Here is a 22204-nt window from a genome sequence, read left to right on the forward strand (position 1 = left end):
CATGCCCCATTATGCGGCGGCCCTGGATGGTCGCGCCGTGGGTTCTGCTCGGGTTTGTCGGTGTTGCTCGGTCTATAGATCGAGCAGAGCCGACAAACCCGAGCAACTTTCGGGGGCCGGCTCGGGCGGCACAGCCGTCAGCCGCCCCACGGTGTGCCGGCCCGGGCAAAGGCCCGCGTCAGCCGGTCGGCGATCACCCCGGGACGGCAGAGGTCGTCCCACGTCCATCGCGCCAGCTGCCAACCCTGGTCCCGGAGCGCGTCCTCTCTCAGCTTCTCCCGGTGCACGGCCTGCTCGGCTGTCTCGCCCGGTCGCCGCAACCGCCCGTACTTCACGCGGCCGTCGAACTCGCCCAGCGTCCTGCGGTCGGGCCAGGCGAAGTCGCAGCGGCCGATCAGGACCCCGTGGTCGTCGAACACCTCGAGTTGCAGCACTGGGGTCGGCAAGCCGGCCTGGTTGATCGTGAGTCGACTGAAGGACTCGCCCACGCTCTCGCTGCGACCGTCCGCCACCGCGAGCACGCGCCGGGCCTGTGGACCGCCGTGCCAGGACCTCGCCTGGTCCAGTGCCTCCAGGAGCAGGGCCGGGTCCGCTCGAAGCGCCAGCCCCGCATCGGCGACGGCGACGCCCTGCTCGTACGGCAGGCAGCGGGCGAGATCGGTGACAGTCCGCGCCAGCGAGGTGGTGAGGAGGTCGCCGACGACACAGCGGTCCACGTCCCGAAGAGCCGACCCGTGGACCCGGAGGGTCCGTCGGCGTACGCCACCGCCCTGGCGGTCACGAGTGACGTGCACCGTGTCCAGCATGGCGGGGAAGAGCGGCAGCCCGTGGAGCACCGCGGCCGAGCCGTGACTGAGGACCGCACGGGGATGGAGCTGCGGCAGGGTGGCGTCGATCAGGCGCCGATGGGAGTCACGCAGCTCACCGAAGGGATCAGTGGACTCGGCTGGAGGGCGGACGTAGGCCCCGCGTCGGATCCTGACCAGCTCGCCACGCGTGACCATCCTGGCCACCTCGTCGCCGCTGAAACCGTTGCCTCGGAGCTCCCTCACGAAGATCACGTTCTCGTTCATCCGGACAGATGATCGGATGCCGTAAAGCGAAGGCCACCCGCCGGTACGACTTATCCACCGTCTGTGGACAACCGGTCGCCAGCCGGCCAGTTCTCTCGAGTCGGGTGGACCACCACCCGGAGGCGACGACGACTCTGCTCGGGTTTGTGGGTCCTGCTCGGGCTATAGATCGAGCAGAACCGACAAACCCGAGCAGAACGAACTTCAGCGGACGACAACGCCCGAGCGAAAAGAGCCTGGGGCCCGTGCCGAACCTCAGTCCAGGTAGTCGCGCAGGACCTGGGAGCGGGAGGGGTGGCGCAGCTTCGACATCGTCTTGGACTCGATCTGACGGATCCGCTCACGGGTGACGCCGTAGACCTTGCCGATCTCGTCCAGGGTCTTTGGCTGGCCGTCGGTCAGACCGAAGCGCATCGAGACCACACCGGCCTCACGCTCGCTGAGGGTGTCCAGCACGTCGTGCAGCTGCTCCTGCAGCAGGGTGAAGCTGACGGCGTCGGCGGGCACCACGGCCTCGGAGTCCTCGATCAGGTCACCGAACTCGGAGTCGCCGTCCTCGCCCAGGGGCGTGTGCAGCGAGATCGGCTCGCGCCCGTACTTCTGGACCTCGACCACCTTCTCCGGGGTCATGTCGAGCTCCTTGGCGAGCTCCTCCGGGGTGGGCTCGCGACCCAGGTCCTGGAGCATCTGGCGCTGCACGCGGGCCAGCTTGTTGATGACCTCGACCATGTGCACCGGGATGCGGATGGTCCGGGCCTGGTCGGCCATGGCCCGGGTGATGGCCTGCCGGATCCACCAGGTCGCGTACGTGGAGAACTTGTAGCCCTTGGTGTAGTCGAACTTCTCGACCGCCCGGATCAGACCGAGGTTGCCCTCCTGGATCAGGTCGAGGAAGAGCATGCCGCGGCCGGTGTAGCGCTTGGCCAGCGACACCACCAGGCGGAGGTTGGCCTCCAGCAGGTGGTTCTTGGCCCGTCGCCCGTCCTCGGCGATCCAGTCGAAGTCGTCGCGCTGCTTGGCGGCCACCTTGGCGCTGTCGTCATTGAGCATCTCGTCGGCGAACAGGCCGGCTTCGATCCGCTTGGCGAGCTCGACCTCCTGCTCGGCGTTCAGAAGCGCGACCTTGCCGATCTGCTTCAGGTAGTCCTTCACCGGGTCGGCGGTCGCGCCGGCCACCATCACCTGCTGCTCCGGCTCGTCGGCGTCGTCGGCCGCGGACAGGGTGAAGCCCTGGTCCTCCTTGAGCTCGCCCTCCAGCTTGGCCTCGACGACCGGCTCGAAGGAGGACTCGTCGACGTCGTCCAGGGTCCGCTTCTTGCCGACGGTGACCACGACCTCGTCGCCCTGGACCTCGACGGTCAGCTTCGGGGTGGCGGCGTCGCCGTCCACGACCACGGCCTCCAGCTCGATGTCCTCGACCACGAGGTCGATCGCCTCGGGCTCCAGCTCGGGGGTGTCGTCCTCCTTCGCGGCGCCGGCCGCGGCGCCACCGCCGGCGGCGGCCTTCTTGGCCGGAGCCTTCCGGGGCGCACGCTTGGCGGGCGCCTTCTTGGCCGCTGCGCCCGGCTCCGGGTCACTCTGCTCGTCGGAGTCGACCGCCTTCAACCGGGTGGGCGCCTTCTTGGCCGTGGCCTTCTTCGTCGCCGGAGAACTCACCTGACTCGCTCGGCCGGTAGCAGCCTCCACGGCCGGATCTGACAGATGGACTTCGGAGGGGGATGTCACAAAGAACCTCTCGGAGACGTGCGAGTCGGGCGGTGCGGGGGTCGAACGCTGGGAACGCCCACCGGTTTCAGGGCAGGCAGCGCCCAGTGGATGTCAATAGGTGCTCCAACGGACATTCTGACACGTTGTTCAAGGGTTTCTTGGATTGACTGCCGCGAAAGGGTCCCGAACGGCAGCGCCGACACCTTCCCCGGACGCGGCCGGACACCGGCGCGACGGGGCCAGGAGGAGCGGTCAGTGCTCCTCGGCCTTGACCGCCAGCACCGGGCAGCTCGCGTCGAGCAGCACCCGCTGGGCGTTGCTGCCGAGCAGCAGCTTGCCGACCGGGGACCGACGGCGCAGCCCGATCACGATGAACTCCGCGTCCGTCCGGTCGGCGGCCGCGATCAGCTCCTCGGCAGGGTCGAGGTCGTCGGTCGGCACCGACACCTCGTACGGGATCCCCGACGTCGTCAGCTCCGAGGTCAGCTGGGCGACCTCCGCGTCCGGTGAGGTGTGCACCACGATCAGCCGGGAGGTCCGCAGCCGGGCCTCGGCGATGGCCCGACGCAGCGCGGCGCGACCCTCGGGCTTGGCCGAGTAGCCGACCACGATGACCGATCCGGCGTCCGGGGCAGCCGAGCCGTTGGCCACGGTCTGACTGGTCGGTGCGGCCTCGGTCATGTGCGCGTCTCCCACTCGTGGACGGGTTCGTTGCTGTGCATCAGCTCGAGGTAGGTCCCGAGCATCCCGCGCAGGGCCTCCGGCCGAGACGCCCCGGCCCGCTCCCGGCGCGACACCTCCGCAGTTTGCCACGTCGCACCGTTGGCCGCACGCAGGCAGCGCTGTTCGATCACGGTCAGCAGCCGGGCGCTCTCGGCGTCCGCGACGCCCCACAGCCGCAGCCCCTCAGCCGCCATCGGCAGCAACCGCCGGACGACGAGCTCGGCGACCTTCACCTGGCCGATCCGGGGCCAGTAGACGTCGGCGTTGATGCCGTTCCGGACCCCCGCCGTGAAGTTCTCGTTAGCGGCCTGGAACGACATCTGGCTCCAGATCGGCCGGTCGTCGTCGGCCAGGGCGCGGACCAGACCGGCGAAGAAGGCCGCGTTGGCCATCGTGTCGACCACCGTGGGCCCGGCCGGCAGCACCCGGTTCTCCACCCGCAGGTGGGGCTTGCCGCCGCTGATGTCGTAGACGGGCCGGTTCCAGCGGTACACCGTGCCGTTGTGCAGCCGCAGCTCGTCCAGGGTGGGCACGCCACCGTCGTCCAGGACCTGGATCGGGTCCTCGTCGGTGCTGATCGGCAGCAGGGCTGGGAAGTAGCGGGAGTTCTCCTCGAACAGGTCGAAGATCGAGGTGATCCAGCGCTCTCCGAACCAGACCCGCGGTCGTACGCCCTGGGTCTTGAGCTCCTCGGCCCGGGTCTCGGTGCTCTGCTCGAACAGCGGGATCCGGGACTCCGCGACCAGCTCCCGACCGAACAGGTACGGCGAGTTGGCGCCCACCGCGACCTGGATCCCCGCCACCGCCTGGGCGGCGTTCCAGTAGCCCGCGAAGTCGTCCGGGCTGACCTGCAGGTGCACCTGGGTGGAGGTGCAGGCGGCCTCCGGCATGATCGTGTCGGAGACCATCTGGAGCCGCTCGACGCCGTCGATGACGATCTCCAGGTCCTCGCCGCGGGCGGCGAAGATCTGCTGGTCCAGCAGCGAGTAGCGCGGGTTCTCGCTGACGGAGTCCAGGGTGACGTGCTCGGGCATGAGGGTCGGCAGGATACCGACCATGGCCAGGTGGGTGCCGATCGCCTCGGCCTTGTCGTCGGCGGCGTTCAGCGCCCGCCGGACCGACTCCTCGAAGGACGCGAAACCACCGTCGGCCAGCCGCCGGGGCGCGACGTTGATCTCGACGTTGAAGCGACCGAGCTCGGTCTGGAACATCGGGTCCGCGATGGCGGCCAGCACCTCGGCGTTGCGCATCGCCGGTTCCATCGCGTCGTCGACCAGGTTGAGCTCGATCTCCAGCCCGGTCATCGGTCGCTCGAAGTCGAAGTGCGCGGCGGTCAGCATCCGGGCGAACGCGTCGAGCCCGCGACGGACCTTCTCGCGGTGCCGTTTGCGGTCCTCACGGCTGAACTGCGTCGCATCGACCTCTGCACCCATGCCCGTATCCTGTCGCACACCCCGGGCGGCGGCTACGCTCGGCCCTCGTGTCTGAACCTCGTCCTGCCGCTCCGTCCTCCCCGAGCCCCGCGGTGAGCACACCGCAGCCCCCCGTCGCCGACCGGCGACCGGTCCGCCGGGAGCACCACGGCGACGTCTTCCTCGATCCGTACGAGTGGCTCCGGGACAAGCAGGACGCCGACGTGATCGCCTACCTGGAGGCGGAGAACGCCTACACCGAGGCGCGCACCGGGCACCTGTCCGACCTGACCGAGGCCGTGTTCTCCGAGATCAAGGCGCGCACCCAGGAGACCGACCTGAGTGTGCCCACCTACACCGTCCACCGGGACGGGACGACCGGCAGCGAGAGCGCCTACTGGTACTACGTCCGCACGGTGGAGGGTTCGGAGTACCCGATCTACTGCCGCACCCCGGCCACCCACGGACCCGGCACCCCTCCCGACATCGAGGGCGCCATCGACGACGAGCAGGTCCTGCTCGACGCCAACGTGGCCGCGGCCGGGCAGGAGTTCTTCTCCATCGGCGCCTTCGCGGTGTCTCCGGCGGGCACCCTGCTGGCGTACGCGACCGACGTGGCCGGGGACGAGCGCTATCTGCTGAAGATCGTCGACCTGGCCACCGGCGAGCCCCTGCCCGACGAGATCCCCGACATCGCGTACGGGGTGGCCTGGGCCGGTGAGACGCACCTGTTCTACACCCGGGCCGACGCCTCCTGGCGGCCGTACGTGGTGCTGCGGCACCGCCTCGGCACCGACGTCGAGACCGACGCGGAGGTGCTGACCGAGCCCGATGAGCGGTTCTGGGTCGGGGTCGGCTCCAGCCGGGACGAGGCCTGGATCGTGCTCGGGGTCGGCAGCAAGCTGACCAGCGAGTACCGGCTGTTGTCGACCGCCGACCCGGAGGGGACCCCGCGCCTGGTGGCCCCGCGCCGCCAGGGCGTGGAGTACGACATCGAGCCGGCCGGCGACCGGCTGCTCATCGTCCACAACGACGGCGCCCCCGACTTCGAGCTCGCCGAGGCGCCGCTGGACGCGACCAGCCACGAGCAGTGGACGCCTGTGCTCCCCCACACCCCCGGGGTCCGGATCACCGGGGTGGCCGCGTACGCCGGTCATGCCGTCGTCTCGCTCCGTCGGGACGGGCTGACCGGGGTGCACGTGCTACCGCGTTCCGCCACCGGTGAGCTGACCTCCGGTCACGACATCGCCTTCGACGAGCCGCTCTTCGACGTCTACGCCGTGGGCGGTCCGAACTACGTCACCGACTCCATCCGGATCGGCTTCGAGTCGATGGTCACCCCGGCCACCATCTACGACCACGCCCTCGACGGCGGCGAGCTGACGCTGCGCAAGCAGACCCCGGTGCTCCCCGGACTGGACGGCCGCGCCTACGCCCCGTCCGACTACGTGCAGGAGCGCGGCTGGGCCACCGCTCCGGACGGCACCCGGGTCCCGCTGTCCATCGTGCGACGGGCCGACGTGCCGCTGGACGGGTCCGCGCCCGGCTTCCTCTACGGCTACGGCTCGTACGAGATCTCCATCGACCCCAGCTTCTCGATCCCGCGGCTGTCGCTGCTGGACCGCGGCTTCGTCTACGCCATCGCCCACATCCGGGGTGGTGGCGAGCTGGGCCGCAGCTGGTACGACAACGGCAAGACGCTGACCAAGAAGAACACGTTCACCGACTTCATCGCGGCCGCGGACTTCCTGGTCGAGGGCGGCTACACCTCACCCGCGCGCCTGGCCGCGGCCGGGGGCAGCGCCGGCGGGATGCTGATGGGCGCGGTGGCCAACCTGGCCCCGGAACGTTTCCGGGCCATCCACGCAGCCGTGCCGTTCGTGGACTCGCTGACCACGATCCTCGATCCCGAGCTGCCGCTGACGGTGATCGAGTGGGAGGAGTGGGGCGACCCGCTGCACGACCCCGAGGTGTACGCCTACATGAAGTCCTACACGCCGTACGAGAACGTGACCGCCGAGGCCTATCCCGCCATCCTGGCCACCACCAGCCTGAACGACACCCGGGTCTACTACGTGGAGCCGGCCAAGTGGGTGGCCGCACTCCGCCGGGTCGCCACCAACGGCGACGACCGGCCGATCCTGCTCAAGACGGAGATGGTGGCCGGTCACGGCGGGGTCAGCGGGCGCTACAAGGCCTGGCGGGAGAAGGCGTTCGAGTACGCCTGGCTGATCGACCAGGTGGGCGCGGGCTGATGGGGCCGCTCGCGACGACGACGTGCTTTCACCGGCTACGTCGTCGCTCTTCGTGAAGGCGGTGAAGCGTTGCCTTCACTCATCGTTCCTCCGCACGCCGGGCACGTCGTCTTCCCGCTCACGTCCCGGCGCAGGTGGATGAGCGCCCGGGCGGTTCAACGCAGCGGAACGGCGAGGATCTTGCCGGCCGGTCCGGCGGCCGGGTCGCCACCGAAGTCGTTGACCGCCACGTAGAGGGTCGGACCGGAACCCAGGTCGCCGACCACGCAGTCGAAGGCCGACTGGGGCAGCTCCACCCGGTCCAGGATCTCGCCGCCCTCGCCGACCCGGACGCAGCAGCCGGTGCCGACGTCGGCCAGCGAGACGGTGACGTTCCCGTCGCGGTCGTCGTGCGCGTCGATGCCATCGGGATGCAGCCCGGGCGTCTCGGCCCAGACCCGGCGGTCGGACAGCCCCCCGTCGGCCGCGATCCCGTACGCCGTCAGTCGGCTCCCCCAGGACTCCGCCACCAACAGGGTGTGGCCGTCGTCGACCACGGCCATCCCGTTGGGGAACTCCAGTCCGTCGGCCACCCGCTCGACGCTGCCATCCGGCCTGGCCAGCACGATGAAGCCGACCGGGCCGGCCCGGGACGGATCCACCGCCCCGCCGTAGGCGAAGCCGATGTTGTTGACGTACGCCGACCCGTCGCCGGTCAGCGCGATCTCGTTCCAGGGATGGTCGCCGAGCCCGGCCAGGCTCGCGTACGGGAGCGGCTCCTCGTCGGCGCCGGAGGAGAGGAGGACGGCCCGATCGGGGGTCGACACGAGCAGCGGGCGGAGGCCGTCCGCGGTGGCCAGCAGGTCGAAGCAGAGGGGGAAGCTCGCGCACCGGGCCACCACCCGGGGCGTGAGGTCAGCGTCCAGCCGGTACACCGCCCCGGCCGACCAGTCGGCGTACCAGAGGGCTCCGTCGGCCCACCGCAGCGACTCCGGGAACCCGAGACCGGAGACCAGCACCTGGTGCTGCGAGAACGTCGTCATCCCGTTCCGACCCCCTGCCCGTGAGATTCTCATCGGCCCCGGAACCTCAACAATTCCCGCGTCGTTACGTCAGTTCGACAACGACTTCGCATCCGCACCACCGTGCGGCGACGAATCGTTCACAACAGGCCAGGGGTTGATCTCAGGGTATCTTCAGGGCTCCGCAGGAATCCTGCGAGCGCCCCCGGACGTTAGACAAGTTGCACAGGCAACGAAAGGGGCCGACGTGGTAGCAACGAGCACACGCAATCGAGTATCTGAAGGCATAGATGGCAAGGACGCGGTGGGCCTCTACCTGGAGGGCATCGCGAAGACCCCGCTGCTGACCGCGGCGGAGGAGGTCGAGCTGGCCAAGACGATCGAGACCGGGCTCTACGCGGAGAAGATCCGGTCCGGCGAGGTCACCTCGGCGGAGCGGGGCCGCAAGGCGAAGCGGCCCACGGCCGACGAGCTCGAGTTCCTGATCGAGGACGGTCAGCGCGCGCTGCAGCGGTTCGTCACCGCGAACCTGCGGCTCGTGGTGTCGGTGGCCCGGAAGTACGGGCGGTCGCAGATGCCGCTGCTGGACCTGGTCCAGGAGGGCAACACCGGTCTGATCCGGGCGGTCGAGAAGTTCGACTACACCAAGGGCTTCAAGTTCTCCACCTACGGCACCTGGTGGGTCCGGCAGTCGATCAGCCGGGGTATCGCCCAGCAGGGCCGGATCGTCCGGCTCCCGGTGCACGTGGCCGAGCAGGTCAACCAGGTCGGCGCCGTGCGTCGCACCCTGGAGCGCCGGTTGGGTCGCGACCCGGAGGTCGTCGAGATCGCCGACGAGATGGGCATCGAGGTCGATCGGGTCCTGGACCTGATCCGCTACGGCCGTGAGCACGTCTCGCTGGACGCTCCCGTCGAGGAAGGTGGGGACACCGCCCTCGGAGACCTGATCGCCCGCGAGCCCATGCCGGGTCCGGACGAGGTCTACATGGACGCCGAGGAGCACCAGCGCCTCGAGTCCCTGCTCGACGAGCTGGACGAGCGGTCCGCGGACGTCGTCCGTCGCCGCTACGGCCTCCTCGACGGTCGTCAGGCCAAGCTCGCCGACATCGGCGCGGTCTGGGGCATCACCGCTGAGCGGGTCCGTCAGATCGAGCGGCACGCCATCGCCAAGCTGCGGAACAAGACGGTCCTGGCCGCCTGACCTCCGCTCCCCCTGCACCACGTCGCGAGCCCGCCCCCGGATTCCGGGGGCGGGCTCCGTCGTCCGTGGGGGTGGTCAGCGGGTCGGCGGCGGGTCGTCGGCGGGCCCGGTGACCGTACGTGACGTCCCGGCGACATCCGGTCAGGTCGTCGGCGGCCGGGTGACCGTACGTGACGTCCCGGCGGCATCCGGTCAGGTCGTCGGCAGGCCCGGTGACCGTACGCGACTCGCCGGCGGCATCCGGTCAGGTCGTCGGCAGGCCCGGTGACCGTACGCGACTCGCCGGCGGCATCCGGCCAGGTGCTCGGCGGGCCGGCTGACCGTACGCGACTCGCCGGCGGCATCCGGCCAGGTGCTCGGCGGGCCGGGCGACCGTACGCGACGTCCCGGCGGCATCCGGGCAGGGTGCTCGGCGGGCCCGGTGACCGTACGTGACGTCCCGGCGGCATCCGGTCAGGTCGTCGGCGGGCCCGGTGACCGTACGTGACGTCCCGGCGGCATCCGGGCAGGGTGCTCGGCGGGCCCGGTGACCGTACGTGACGTCACGGCGGCATCCGGTCAGGTCGTCGGCGGGCCCGGTGACCGTACGTGACGTCCCGGCGGCATCCGGTCGCGCGACCAGCGGCCAGGTCACGCGATCAGTCGGCCCGACCCAGCTGTCACCGCTCGCGGAGCGGCCGGATGAGGCCCTCCTGGGCCACCGTGCAGACCAGGCTCCCGCCCTGGAAGAGCCGCGCCGTCGACAGACCGAGGGCTGAGGACGCCGACGGTGACACCTGGTCGTAGAGCAGCCACTGGTCGGCCCGGAACGGGCGATGGAACCACATGGCGTGGTCGATCGAGGCCGCCTGCACGTTGAGCCCGATGATCAGCCCGTGCGGGGTGGCGCTGGCCGACAGCAGGGTGAGGTCACTGGCGTACGCCAGCGCGCTCTGGTGCTGCCGGGGGTCCTCGCCCAGCGCTCCCGACGTACGGATCCAGACCCGGGCCCGGGCGGGGTGGTCCGGGTCGACCAGGGCCCCGTCCGGCGGACGCGAGTCGCCGACGTAGCGGACCTCCAGGGCGCCCCACTCCTGCTCCCACAGCGACGCGGGCCGCCCGGACGCCTTCGACAGCACCTCGCTCAGGGTCGGGCAGTCCTCCGGGTCGGGGACGTCGCCCGGCGCGGCGTCGGCGTGCTCGACCCCGTCCTCCGGCGTGTGGAACGACGACGAGGCGAAGAAGATGACCTGCCCACCCTGGCGGGCCACGGCCCGCCGGGCCGAGAACGAGCGCCCGTCGCGGATGTTCTCCACGTCGAAGACGATCGGCAGGTCGGTCCGGCCCGGCCTGATGAAGTAGCCGTGCATCGAGTGCAGCCGACGGTCCTCCGGCACCGTGCGTGAGGCCGCCACGAGCCCCTGGGCGAGGACCTGGCCCCCGAACACCCGCTGCAGCGCGGTCTTGGGCTGGCGGCCACGGAAGAGGCCTACCTCGATCTCCTCGAGGTCCAGCAGCTCGACGAGCTCGGTCACGGACTGGGGCATGCGCGGAGCCTAGCGAGCGACCCCGGGCTCACTCCTCGGTGCGGTCCCGTTCGGCCAGGAAGCGCTCGAACTCGGCACCGATCTCGTCCGCGCTCGGGACCTGCTGGCTGGCGTCGGCCACCATCGCGTCGTACTGCTGCTCCAGGGTCGCGACCAGCTCCTGCACCTCCGCCGACTGGGCCATCTCGTGGTTGATGTCGGTCAGGTTGCTGGCCGAGGCCTCCTCCAACGACTCCAGCGGGATGGCGAGCCCGGTCGCCTGGCTGAGCTGCTGGGTCAGGGCCAACGCCGCCTGGGGGAACGTCGCCTGCGCGAGATAGTGCGGCACGTGCGCGGCGAACCCCATCGCCTGGCGGTCCAGCTGTCCCAGCCTGTACTCCAGCAGACCGGTGAAGCTCGCCGGCACCTCGACCCGGTCGATCCAGCTGCGGTAGCCCTGGACCAGCTCGGGGTCGGTGGCGTGCGCGGTCGCGGTGATCGGCCGGCTGTGCGGCACCGCCATCGGGATGCCGTGCAGGGTCACGGTCAGCCGCACGTCGAGCTGCTCGACCAACCCGATCACCGCCGCCGCCAGCCGCTCCCACTGGACGTCGGGCTCGGGTCCTGAGAGCAGCAGGAACACCTCGCCCTGCTCGTCGGTCATCTTCAGCAGGCGGAGCTGCAGGTCGGCGTACGAGCGCCACTGGTTGGTGTCGAAGATCATCGCCGGCCGGCGGCTGCGGTAGTCGTGGAGCTGGTCGTGGTCGAAGACCGCCACCACCTCCGAGTCCAGCTGCTCGATCAGGTGGGCGGCCAGCAGGCGACCGGCCTGCCCGGCGTCCACGAAGCCGTCGAGCTGGTGCACCAGGACCGGCCGGTGGCCGGCCAGACCGGCCAGGACGTCCTCGTGCACCGTGTAGAGCTCGCGCGGGTCCAACATGGGTCCCAACCTACCCAGCCCACCGGAACCCGGTGGGCTCAGCCGCCGAGACGGCGACGGACCTCGGCGATGGCGGTGGTCACCCGCTTCTCCGACACCGGCACCTTCGTCCGCAGGTTCTGCGCGAACAGGCTGACCCGCAGCTCCTCGAGCAGCCAGCCGATCGCGTCCAGGTCCTCCGGCAGCGGACCGGCCGGCGCGAGGTCGCAGGCGGCGGCGTACGCGTCCTCGCTGCGACCGATCACCTCGGCCGCCCGCTGGTCGCGGGCGGGAGCGGCGATCAGGGCGGTGAGGCGCTGCTCGGCGGCCGACACGTAGCGCGGGACGTCGACCAGGTGCTCGTAGCCGGTGGCGGCCACGAACCCGGCGAACACCAGGTTGCCGAGCTGCTCGGACACGTCCTCGGCGGCCGCCGGGGCCACCGCCGCCGCCCGGGGCACCAGGGAGAGGGCGCGCTGTCGCAGGGTCAGCGTCTGAGCCACCACGTTCACGATGGACCGCATCTGGTCGGCGTTGTCGGAGCGCACGGTGTCGCAGAGCCGCCGAAAAGTGGCCTCATCCCGGGTCTGGTCCCCGCCGGCCCGCCGGATCAGCTCACCCACCGACGCCAGTCGCGCGTCGGCCAGCAGGGCCGGAACACCGGCGTACGGACTGGTCCCCAGCGACAGCTTGTCGGTGTTGCCGAGGTGGGAGACGACCCACTTCGTCGGGTCCGGGGTCTGCAGCTGGACGAGGCGGCGCAGCCCGCGTCGGTGGCTGGACCGCTGCCGCTCGGCGTTCTCGGCCACCATCAGCCCGACGGACGTGCCCTCGTCGGCCAACGCCGGGTAGCCGACGACGCGGTGCCCGGCCCGGGTCAGCTGCACGGTGGCCTCGATGGTGCCGAACACCCAGTCGGTCGCCCCGGCCCTCGTGTGCTCCGCCGCGGCCCGGCTGAGCGTCTGCTGGACCTTCGGCGCGAGCTCCTCGGCCAGGGCGGCGAGGTCCTTGCCGACCGCGACCTCGCCGCGGTCGCCGGTGATCACGAACGTCACCCGCAGGTGGGCGGGCACCCGCTCCAGGTCGACGTCTCCGGGGTGGACCCGCTCTCCGGTCAGCCCCCGCAGCGCCCGCGCCAGCGCCTGGGGCAGCGCCTCGCGCGTGCCCCCGTCGGCCGGGTGGTCGGCCAGCCAGCGCAGCGCCCGGGCGGCGTACTCCGGCGCCGGCACCAGCGTCTTGCGGACCGCCTTCGGCAGCGCCCGGATCATCTCGGTGACGAGCTCGGACCGCATCCCGGGCACCTGCCAGGAGAACGGCGTCTCGTCCAGCTGGTTCAGCACGGCCAGCGGGATCTCCACGCTGACCCCGTCCCGCGGATCGCCCGGGGAGAACCGGTAGCTCACCTCCAGGTCGTGCTCCTCGCCCTGCGGCGACCGCACGGTCCAGTGGTCCGGGAACGCCGCCCCGCCCCCGCTGGGGTCGGCGACCACCAGGTCGTCCATGGTCAAGGTGAGCAGCTCCGGCTGCTCGTGCCGGGTCGTCTTCCACCAGCGGTCGAAGTGCGCGCCGGAGGTGATGTCGGCGGGCACCCGGGCGTCGTAGAAGTCGTAGATGACCTGGTCGTCGACCACCAGGTCCCGGCGACGGGTCCGCTCCTCGAGCTCGGCGGCCTCCGCCCGGAGCTGCTGGTTGTCGGCGAAGAAGTGGTGCCGGGTCGTCCACTGCCCCTCGACCAGGGCGGCCCGGAGGAAGATCTCGCGGGCCTCGACCGGGTTGACCCGCGCGTACGGGACCCGCCGGCCGGCGACGATCGGCACCCCGAACAGGCTGACCGTCTCCGAGGCCAGCACCGCGGCCTGCCGGGTGGACCAGTGCGGTTCGGCGTACGTGCGCTTGAGCACGTGGGCGCCGACCTCCTCCACCTGCCCGGCGGTCACCGGACCGACCGTACGGGCCCACAACCGGGTGGTCTCCACGATCTCGCCGGCCATCACCAGCGGCGGTTGGGTCCGGGCCAGCGACGAGCCCGGGTTGATGGCGAACCGGGTGCCGCGGGCCCCGATGTACTCCCGCAACGGCGCCCGACCCCGAGGCTTCCGCTGTCCCCTGGCGGGCTCCTCCTTGACGTCGGCGAGCCCCACCTGGGACAGCAGACCGGTGAGGATGGCTGTGTGCACCCGCTCGATCGGGGCCGGGGCGGTGTTGCGCTGCAGCTTCAGGTCGCGGGCGATGTCGCGCAGCTGGGCATGCAGGTCCTGCCACTCCCGGATCCGCAGGAAGTGCAGGTGCTCCTGGCGGCACATCCGGCGGAACGCGTTGCCGGACAGGGCTCGCTGCTGGCTGCGGAGGTAGTCCCACAGCCGCAGCCACGCCTGGAAGTCGCTGCCGTCCGGGGCCGGGGGGTCAGCCTTCCGGTCGGCCTGCTCACCGGCCGGCCCCTGGTCGGCGTCCGTGGTCTCGTCGACCCCGGCCATCGGCGCCCAGAAGCGACGGTGCAGGGCCTCGGCCTTGTCGCGCTCCTCCACCGGTCGTTCGCGCGGGTCCTGGATGGACATGCCGGCGACGATGATCATGATCTCGGCCAGGCAGCCGAGCCGCTCCCCGGCCAGCAGCATCCGGCCCATCCGCGGGTCCACCGGGATCTGCGCCAGCCGGCGACCGATGCCCGTGAGCCGCGGGCGCTCCCCGAGCCCCGAGGACAGCGCGCCGAGCTCAGCGAGCAGCCGCAGACCGTCGTTGATCTGGCTGGCGTCCGGCGCCTCCACGAAGGGGAAGGTCGCGATGGCGCCGAGGTCGGCGGCGGTCATCTGCAGGATCACCGAGGCCAGGTTGGTGCGCAGGATCTCCGGCTCGGTGAACTCCGGCCGGGCGGCGAAGTCCTCCTCGTCGTACAGGCGGATGCAGACCCCGGGCGCCACCCGGCCGCAGCGCCCGGCGCGCTGGTTGGCCGAGGCCTGCGAGATCGGCTCGATCGGCAGCCGCTGGACCTTGGTCCGGGCCGAGTAGCGGGAGATGCGGGCGGTGCCGGGATCCACCACGTACCGGATCCCGGGCACGGTCAGGGAGGTCTCGGCCACGTTGGTGGCCAGCACGATCCGCCGGCCGGTGTGCGTGTTGAACACGCGGTGCTGCTCCGCTGCGGAGAGACGGGCGTAGAGCGGCAGCACCTCGGTCCGACGCAGGTCCATCGCGGTGATCGCGTCAGCGGCATCGCGGATCTCCCGCTCGCCGGAGCAGAACACCAGGATGTCACCGTCCCCCACCGCGCTCAGCTCGGTGATCGCCGCGCAGATGCCACCGACCTGGTCGGCCTCCCCATCGGCCAGGATCGGGCGGTAGCGCACCTCGACCGGGTACGTCCGCCCGGAGACCTCGATGATCGGTGCGCTGGTGCCGTCGGCGTCGGCGAAGTGGGCGGCGAAGCGGTCCGTGTCGATGGTGGCGGAGGTGATGATGATCTTGAGATCGGGCCTTCGGGGCAGCAGCACCTTCAGGTAGCCCAGCAGGAAGTCGATGTTGAGACTGCGCTCGTGCGCCTCGTCGATGATGATCGTGTCGTAGCGACGAAGATCACGATCATGGCCGATCTCGGCCAGCAGCACCCCGTCGGTCATGATCTTGACCCGGGTCTCGGCCGAGGCCTTGCGGGTGAAGCGGACCTGGTAGCCGATCAGGTCTCCCAGTGAGGAGTGCAGCTCCTCGGCCACCCGCTCGGCCACGCTGCGGGCCGCGATCCGGCGCGGCTGGGTGTGACCGATGTTCCGACGACCCAGCTCCAGGCAGATCTTGGGGATCTGGGTGGTCTTGCCCGAGCCGGTCTCGCCGGCGATGACCACCACCTGGTGGTCGGCGATGGTGCGGGCGATCTCCTCGCGCCACAGGCTGATCGGCAGCGCCGGGTCGTAGGTGATCGGGTGCGCCAGTCCGGGGACGTCGACGCTGGTCAGCTCGGGTCCGGACATTCCGACCATGCTAGTCCGCTCGGACGGGCCCGTCCCGTGCGTGCGGGTCGTCCCGACCCGGCCCGCTGCGTCCGACGTCAGCGTGGCAGCAGCCGGCGCCCTGTCACCTGGTCCAGCGGCACGCCGAGGAAGAGGGTGCGGGGGCCCTCCGCCCACGGGTGCGGGGCGTCCTCGAGCAACCGGGACAGCTCCGCCTCGGTGAGCAGCGTCGCGGTGCCGGTGACCACCACGCTCCAGCCGGCTTCGAGGAAGTCGTCGATGTCGTCGACCTCGAAGGCCACCGGGCTGCCGACGGCACGCGCCGCCGCGCCGTACGCCAGCGTGCGGATGACCAGGCGCTCTCCGGTGACGGCGAAGTTCATCGGCATGATCATCGGTGCGCCCTCGTGCTGGAAGGCCAACCGGCCGACCTTCTTGCCCGTGAGCAGCTCGAGGGACTCCGCCCGGTCGAGCTCGACGACCTTGGCTCCCCGCGACATCGCCAGCCAGTAGTCCTCGTGCGTCGTCATGGTCTCTCCTCGTGGTGGGTCTCCAGTCTCGTCTCCGCCACGGCGGCACGACAGGGTCGGTGTGCCCAGGAGCGTCGGACCATGGTCCCCCCGGTCAGGTCCCCAGCCGGATCAGCCGGATCAGCCGGATCAGTCGTCAGTCGGGCAGCGGCACCTGCCAGGAGAAGCGGGTCCCGCCCTCCGGCCGGAGCCCGACCCGGGTCCGCCCGCCGGCGCGCTCGGCACGGACCTCGGCGTTGCGCAGACCGTGGCCGCCGTGGCGGTCCTCGCCGATGCCGACCCCGTTGTCGTCCACCTGGATCTCGAGCCGGCGCGCTGACGGGTCGGCGGTCACCCGGACGGCGACGCGCGACGCCCGGGCGTGCTTGGCCACGTTGGTCAGCGACTCCCGGACCACGGCGAGGACGTCGGCGCGCAGCCCCTCGGGGACCCTCTGGTCGAGCGGCCCGACCAGGGTCACCCGGGGATCGGACCCGAGCACCTCGGACAGGTCGGCGACCACCGCGAACAGCTCGGTGCGCAGGCTGCGCACCTCACCGGTCTCCTCGTGCTGCAGGGAGAAGATGGTGGTCCGGATGTCGACGATGGTGGCGTCGAGGGCGTTGATGTAGCCGACCACCCGGTCGTTGAGCTCCCGGTCGTCCAGCCGGCGCAGCGTGCTCTGCAGTCCCAGGCCGACGGCGAAGATGCGCTGGATGACCTGGTCGTGGAGGTCCCGGGCGATCCGGTCGCGGTCGGTGTAGACCGCCAGACGCTGCCGGTTGCGCTCGTTGAGCGCGTGGTCGATGGCCAGGGAGACGTGGCTGGCGAAGGCGACCACCACCTCGCGCTCGTCAGCTCGGTAGGGGGTGTCCCGGTGCAGGGCGATCAGCCCGAGCGGTCGGTGGTGCACGGAGAAGGTGACCACCAGCAGGTGCCCGACCTCGACCCCGTACGCGGCCAGCTCGGCCCCGGTCAGGTGAACGGGGGCGGGGGCGGTCGGCAGCGACCGGCCCAGGAGCGGATCGAGGTCACCGACCGCTGCCTCGGCTCCCGCGTCCTTCAGCCCGTCGACCTCGGTCAACGAGACGAGGACCCCCCGGCACTCGTCCGCGGCGAACGCGCCCTCGGCGACCAGCTCGGCGGCACGCCGGAGGTCGACGCTCAGCTGCGGTGCGAGCCCGGCGGCCGCCCCGAGCCAGCGCTGCCGGGACTTCGCCTCCGCGAACAGACGAGCGTTCTCGACCGCCACCCCGGCGGCGGCCGCCAGACCCTCGACCAGACGCTGGTCAACTGGGGTGAACCCCCCGGGTTTCTCGGTCAGGTAGAGGTTGCCGAACACCTCGCCGCGGACGCGGACCGGGACGCCCAGCAGCGTGCCCATCGCCGGGTGGTGCGCGGGGAACCCGACCGAGGCCGGGTGGGCGGCCAGATCGGTGAGCCGCAGGACCCGTGGGTCCTCGACCAGCAGACCCAGCATCCCGTGGCCCTCCGGCAGCGGGCCGATCTGCTCGACCTGCTCGGGGGTGAGACCGACCTGGTGGAAGCTGGCCAGGCGCGGCCCCGGGGTGCTCGCCCAGTCCGACCGCAGCACCCCGAGAGCGCCGTAGCGGGCACCGGTCAGCTCGCGCGCCCGGGACACGATCCGGGCCAGCAGGTCCTTCAGCTCCAGGTCACCGGCCAGTCCCAGCACCGCGTCCAGCAGCGCGTCGGCGTACCGGTCGACGGCGGCGCTCGTCGCGGCCTCGACGTCACGCTGCTGAGATCCGTCGCTCATGTCACCTTCGTGGTCGAGTCTGTCGGTGTCCGGACGCCGCGAAGCGGTGCAGTCGGCAGCGTAGTCACCGCCGAACCGCACCGCTCCACCACCGGATCCCCCACGCACCCGGCTGGTCTCGGACCTACCGCAGCCAGGGGTTCCGGGCCACGACCTCCTGGCCCGCCCACCAGCGACCCAGACCCCAGGTGGCGCCGGCGCCGGTGAGGGCGAACAGGGCCAGGGTCACCGCACCGGTGAGGTGGTCGTCGATGATCGGGTTGGTGCTCAGGGGCAGGACGACCGACCACATCATCAGGTACATCAGGCCGCCGGCCACCGCGGCGATCCGCAGACCGATGCCGAGGATCAGGGCCACGCCGATGGCGAGCAGGCCGAGCATGAAGAGCACGTTGACGACACCGTTGCCCGCGATGGCGTGGTAGAAGCCGGAGAACGGGCCCTCCGAGCCGCTGAGGTAGCCCTTGGTCGGGCTGCCGCCGTTGATCCAGGCCTTGGCGGACGGGGTGGCGAAACCCAGACCGAAGGTCTTGTCGAAGAAGGCCCACAGGAAGGTGAACCCGAACATGAGGCGGAGCACGGCCAGCACCCGACGGGCGGCCGAGCTGGTGACGACCGGCCGGCCGGTGTCGGTGGGGACCGTGGTGACGGGCTCCTGGGTGATGTTGCTCATCGTGCACTCCTGAGGTCTGATCTCGGCTGTCTGCCGATACCTCCATCCAAGCCCCGGGACACCGGCGCCGGCAGTGCCGCAGGTCGCTCCTCCGCCGGGGCGAAGGTCCCGAGCCGGCGGGTCCCCCGGGCTGTCAGCCGAGCAGCTTGGCCGCGAGCACGGCGGCCTGCGTACGTCGTTCGAAGCCCAGCTTGGCCAGCAGGCTGGACACGTAGTTCTTGACCGTCTTCTCGGCCAGGTAGAGACGCTCGCCGATCTGCCGGTTGGTCAGGCCCTCGGCGATCAGCTCGAGGATCTCCCGTTCCCGCTCCGTCAGCTGGGCCAGCTCGGACGGGGCGTCGTCGGCGTGCCGCAGCCGGTCGAGCACCCGTGTCGTGACGGCCGGGTCGAGCAGCGACTGTCCGGCGGCGACCCGTCGGACGGCGTCGACGAGGTCGGTGCTGCGGATCTGCTTGAGCACGTAGCCCGACGCACCCGCCATGATCGCGGCGAAGAGCGCCTCGTCGTCGTCGTAGGAGGTGAGGATCAGGCCCCGGATGGCGGGGTCACGGGAGCGGATGGCCCGACACACGTCGATGCCGCTGCCGTCCGGCAGCCGGGCGTCCAGCACGGCCACGTCGGGGCGCAGCGCGGGGATGATCCGCTCGGCCTCCTTCGCCGACCCGCTCTCCCCCACCACCTCCAGGTCCGGCTCGGACTCGAACAGGTCCCGCAGGCCGTGGCGGACGATCTCGTGGTCGTCGAGCAGGAAGATCCGGGTGCGGGGACCCTGTTCCGGGGCGCTCACGCGGTCAGCGTCCGGCCGGACACGTGCTCGGGGGTGATCACGACGAACAGGTTCCTGACCCCGGTCGCCCACGGGATCGGCTCGTCCTGCAGCCAGCGTCCCTCCAGCTCGTCGGGATGGGCGGCCGCTGCCGCAGCCCCCTGCACCAGCACGCTCCAACCCGTACGGGTCCGTACGTCGAACTCGTCCACCTCGAACGCCACCTGGCGCGGCTTGCGCAGCTCGGCCAGAGCCCCGTACGGCGACGTCCGGAAGATGATCACCCCGTCCCGCACCGCGTAGGTGACCGGCAGGATCTGCTGGCCGTCTGCCGAGGTCCAGCCGACCCGACCGATGGTGTGGTCGTGCAGCAGTGCGAGGCACTCGGTCGACGGCAGCGCCGTGAAGCGCTGGTGGTTGGACATGGATCCTCCTGACGGGCGCGGGCGGGAGAGCCGGCCGCTCATCGATCCTGCCGCGCCGATCCCGGTGTCGGCAGGGTCGTTGGTCCCGGAAGCCGCGGACTCACAGCTCGCCACCGAAGGTGGTCCGCCCGCCGAGCTTGGCGGCCAGCTCGTCGTCCACCCCGTCGGCGACGTCGGACATCACCCGAACGGCCTGGTGCAGGTGCGCCGGCACGAACGGGCGGGCGGGGACGCTGGTGAGGACGAAGACGCGGTCGCGGACGAGCTGGAACTTGACCCAGCGCGCCTCCACGTTGAGGTCGTTCAGCACCTCGGTCGCCCGGGAGCGACCGTCGACGTCGTGCACCACGGCGGAGAACAGCACCACGTCCTGGGCGTCGGCTGCCGTCCGCAGGAACAGCAGCGTCGAGCCGACCCGGATGACGATGTCACCCTCCTCGTCCCGGATCGGCGGGTGACCGAGCGACGCGGTCAGCTCGGTCTCCACCAGGGCCTCGAGGTGGTCGCGGTCGGCGGGCAGGACAGCGGTCATCGTCACTCCCCGGCCGGCCGGCACCCGTTCCAGACCGGATCCGCCACCGCCCGCGTCGCCGTCCAGCAGGGTCCCGCTCGACACCGTGGTGGCGCCGTCGGGGCCCTCGATCACCGACGGCTCGGTGCGCAGGATCTCGGCCAGCTGGTCGGGGTCCAGGAAGACCGGGTGCTGCACCCCGTAGACGTCACGCAGCGCGCCGACGACCAGCTCGGCGATCTCCTCGGCGGCGTCCTGGGAGTGGTCGCTGCTGAAGTTCGGACAGGTCTCGTCGGGCGCCCGCCAACCCGCCGCGAGCAGGGCCGCTTGCTGGCTGTCGGAGAGCTGGTAGCTCGCGCCCAGGGAACCGTTGCCGGCGGCCTCGGCCCGGATGGCCAGCCGCTCGGGGCTGGAGAGCCGGACGAACGGCGGCTCGTCACCGGCCGAGAAGGAGCGGATGGTCAGGTCGGCGGACTCGTCGATCATCGAGATCACCTCGGCCAGCCGGACCGAGAACTCAGACCAGGCCTGGGCCGTGCTCCGATCGAGATCGAAGTCGTCGATCTCGGCCATCTGCTGCCCTCCTGCCGGTCGTCCGGTGACGGATGTCGCTCCGCCGTCGAACCTACCCAGCGTCGCCCACCGCCGACCGAGCGGGGTGAGCGCAGGTCACCAGCGCGGCGATCAGGTCAGCAGCGCGGCGATCAGGTCAGCAGCGCGGCGATCAGGTCAGCAGCGCGGCGATCAGGACCAGGGCGGGCACGGCCAGGATGGTGGTGATGAAGATGGAGTCCCGGGCCAGCACCACGCCGGTGCCGTAGCGGACCGCCACGGTGAACACGTTCTGGGCGGTCGGCAGCGCGGCGATCACCGTCACGGCGAAGACATCGGCGGGTGCGAGGCCCATCGCGTAACGGGCGATCAGGAAGGCGACCAGCGGCTGCACCACGATCTTCAGGACGGCGACCGTGGCCACGGGCAGGCTCTCGGCCCCCGCGGCCGGCTTGGGCCCGAGACGGAGCGAGACCCCGTACGCCAGCAGCATCCCCGGCACCGCCATGTTGGCCACCAGGTGCAGCGGGTCACCGATCAGCGGCGGGATCGACACCCCCGTGACCGACAGCAGCAGACCCACCAAGGACCCCACGGTCAGCGGGTTGCGGAACGGGCGGGTCAGCATGTACCAGAGCCATGCGCCCCGCGAGAGGTCCTTCACCTTGGCCGTGGCCAGGTCGAGCGCCATCAGACCGGCCGGCTGCAGGATCAGCATCTGGGTGAGCAGCATGGGCACCACCAGGGAGGCGTTGCCCAGGGCGTACGCGGCGATCGGCAGCCCCAGGTTGCCGGCGTTCACGTAGGCCGAGCCGAAGGCCCCGATCACCGTCTCACTGACCGAGCGCCGGAAGGCGAGGCGGGCCAGCAGCACCCAGACCAGGGCGGCCACCACCACGCTGCCGATCGAGGCGACCAGGTTGGCGGAGAAGATCTGGCTCACGTCGGTGTCGGCGAGCACCGTCACCACCAGCGCCGGGCTGGCCACGAAGAACGCGAGCCGGGACAGCATCTTCTGCGCTTCGACGTCGAGGATGCGCCACTGGGCGAGCAGCGCTCCGAGCCCGATCACGGCACCGATGGTGACGAACCCGGCGAGCACTCCGAGCACCGGTCGCTCCACCTCCGTCGTCGTCTGTCCGCGGTCGCTGTGCCGCCCATCATCGCCGGACGGCCCGGTCCCGGCCGGCCCATCTCACCGAGCTCGACCCCCTAGAGTGACGTCATCCAGCGGCCGGGCGCCCCGGTCGTCCG

The 22204-nt window shown here is 71.2% G+C and carries 18 protein-coding genes; 2 read left to right on the forward strand and 16 right to left on the reverse strand.

Going from position 1 to position 22204, the window contains the following annotated elements; translation table 11 throughout:
• Window positions 1-137: 137 nt before the first annotated feature.
• From ABD714_RS07300 to ABD714_RS07315, 4 genes are all read right to left on the reverse strand, one after another.
• Entirely contained in the window at window positions 138-1073 is a 936-nt protein-coding gene (locus tag ABD714_RS07300; protein ID WP_344811641.1) for a type IV toxin-antitoxin system AbiEi family antitoxin domain-containing protein, read from the reverse strand.
• Window positions 1074-1328: 255 nt separating this feature from the next.
• Entirely contained in the window at window positions 1329-2798 is a 1470-nt protein-coding gene (locus ABD714_RS07305) for an RNA polymerase sigma factor (protein WP_344811642.1), read from the reverse strand.
• A gap of 234 nt (window positions 2799-3032) precedes the next feature.
• Window positions 3033-3461 (reverse strand): universal stress protein, encoded by a 429-nt coding sequence (locus ABD714_RS07310; protein WP_344811643.1) that lies wholly within the window; start codon window positions 3459-3461, stop codon window positions 3033-3035.
• Window positions 3458-4936, reverse strand: coding sequence for a glutamate-cysteine ligase family protein (locus ABD714_RS07315; RefSeq protein WP_344811644.1), 1479 nt, complete (start codon window positions 4934-4936; stop codon window positions 3458-3460). The genes ABD714_RS07310 and ABD714_RS07315 overlap by 4 nt, the downstream gene beginning before the upstream one ends.
• A 92-nt stretch (window positions 4937-5028) precedes the next feature.
• Between ABD714_RS07315 and ABD714_RS07320 the strand changes: the two genes are divergently transcribed.
• A complete protein-coding gene (locus ABD714_RS07320) occupies window positions 5029-7170 on the forward strand; it encodes a S9 family peptidase (protein ID WP_344811645.1) in 2142 nt (713 codons plus the stop codon).
• Between the two features lie 155 nt (window positions 7171-7325).
• Here ABD714_RS07320 and ABD714_RS07325 read toward each other — a convergent pair whose 3' ends face one another.
• Window positions 7326-8192: an SMP-30/gluconolactonase/LRE family protein gene (locus ABD714_RS07325; RefSeq protein WP_344811646.1), complete on the reverse strand. Its 867-nt coding sequence runs from the start codon at window positions 8190-8192 to the stop codon at window positions 7326-7328.
• Window positions 8193-8418: 226 nt separating this feature from the next.
• On the opposite strand from ABD714_RS07325, the gene ABD714_RS07330 reads away from it, so the two are divergent.
• Window positions 8419-9372, forward strand: coding sequence for a sigma-70 family RNA polymerase sigma factor (locus ABD714_RS07330; RefSeq protein ID WP_344811647.1), 954 nt, complete (start codon window positions 8419-8421; stop codon window positions 9370-9372).
• Between the two features lie 244 nt (window positions 9373-9616).
• Here the strand turns inward: ABD714_RS07330 and ABD714_RS07335 are convergent, their stop codons facing one another.
• The 11 genes from ABD714_RS07335 to ABD714_RS07385 all read right to left on the reverse strand — a co-directional run bounded on the left by ABD714_RS07335 (window position 9617) and on the right by ABD714_RS07385 (window position 22073).
• Entirely contained in the window at window positions 9617-10006 is a 390-nt protein-coding gene (locus ABD714_RS07335; protein WP_344811648.1) for a hypothetical protein, read from the reverse strand.
• A gap of 25 nt (window positions 10007-10031) precedes the next feature.
• Window positions 10032-10898: an acyl-CoA thioesterase gene (locus ABD714_RS07340; RefSeq protein ID WP_344811649.1), complete on the reverse strand. Its 867-nt coding sequence runs from the start codon at window positions 10896-10898 to the stop codon at window positions 10032-10034.
• Between the two features lie 28 nt (window positions 10899-10926).
• A complete protein-coding gene (locus ABD714_RS07345; protein WP_344811650.1) occupies window positions 10927-11817 on the reverse strand; it encodes a proteasome assembly chaperone family protein in 891 nt (296 codons plus the stop codon).
• Window positions 11818-11855: 38 nt separating this feature from the next.
• Complete coding sequence (gene hrpA, locus ABD714_RS07350; RefSeq protein WP_344811651.1) at window positions 11856-15758, reverse strand: ATP-dependent RNA helicase HrpA; 3903 nt, start codon at window positions 15756-15758, stop codon at window positions 11856-11858.
• Between the two features lie 77 nt (window positions 15759-15835).
• Complete coding sequence (locus ABD714_RS07355) at window positions 15836-16267, reverse strand: pyridoxamine 5'-phosphate oxidase family protein (protein WP_344811652.1); 432 nt, start codon at window positions 16265-16267, stop codon at window positions 15836-15838.
• Window positions 16268-16403: 136 nt separating this feature from the next.
• The gene (locus tag ABD714_RS07360; protein WP_344811653.1) at window positions 16404-18023 is read right to left on the reverse strand and encodes a GAF domain-containing sensor histidine kinase; all 1620 of its coding nucleotides are present in this window, start codon (window positions 18021-18023) and stop codon (window positions 16404-16406) included.
• 124 nt (window positions 18024-18147) lie between these two features.
• Window positions 18148-18696 carry a hypothetical protein gene (locus ABD714_RS07365; RefSeq protein WP_344811654.1) on the reverse strand — a complete coding sequence of 183 codons (549 nt, stop codon included), beginning with the start codon at window positions 18694-18696 and terminating at the stop codon, window positions 18148-18150.
• Window positions 18697-18829: 133 nt separating this feature from the next.
• The gene (locus ABD714_RS07370; protein WP_344811655.1) at window positions 18830-19483 is read right to left on the reverse strand and encodes a response regulator; all 654 of its coding nucleotides are present in this window, start codon (window positions 19481-19483) and stop codon (window positions 18830-18832) included.
• Complete coding sequence (locus ABD714_RS07375; protein WP_344811656.1) at window positions 19480-19887, reverse strand: pyridoxamine 5'-phosphate oxidase family protein; 408 nt, start codon at window positions 19885-19887, stop codon at window positions 19480-19482. The genes ABD714_RS07370 and ABD714_RS07375 overlap by 4 nt, the downstream gene beginning before the upstream one ends.
• 100 nt (window positions 19888-19987) lie before the next feature.
• Window positions 19988-20971, reverse strand: coding sequence for a T3SS (YopN, CesT) and YbjN peptide-binding chaperone 1 (locus ABD714_RS07380; RefSeq protein WP_344811657.1), 984 nt, complete (start codon window positions 20969-20971; stop codon window positions 19988-19990).
• Window positions 20972-21122: 151 nt separating this feature from the next.
• Window positions 21123-22073, reverse strand: coding sequence for an AEC family transporter (locus ABD714_RS07385; protein WP_344811658.1), 951 nt, complete (start codon window positions 22071-22073; stop codon window positions 21123-21125).
• Between the last annotated feature and the right edge of the window lie 131 nt (window positions 22074-22204).

Origin of the sequence: Microlunatus aurantiacus (assembly GCF_039536605.1) — a bacterium.
In the GTDB taxonomy this organism is placed as follows: Bacteria; Actinomycetota; Actinomycetes; order Propionibacteriales; family Propionibacteriaceae; genus Microlunatus; species Microlunatus aurantiacus.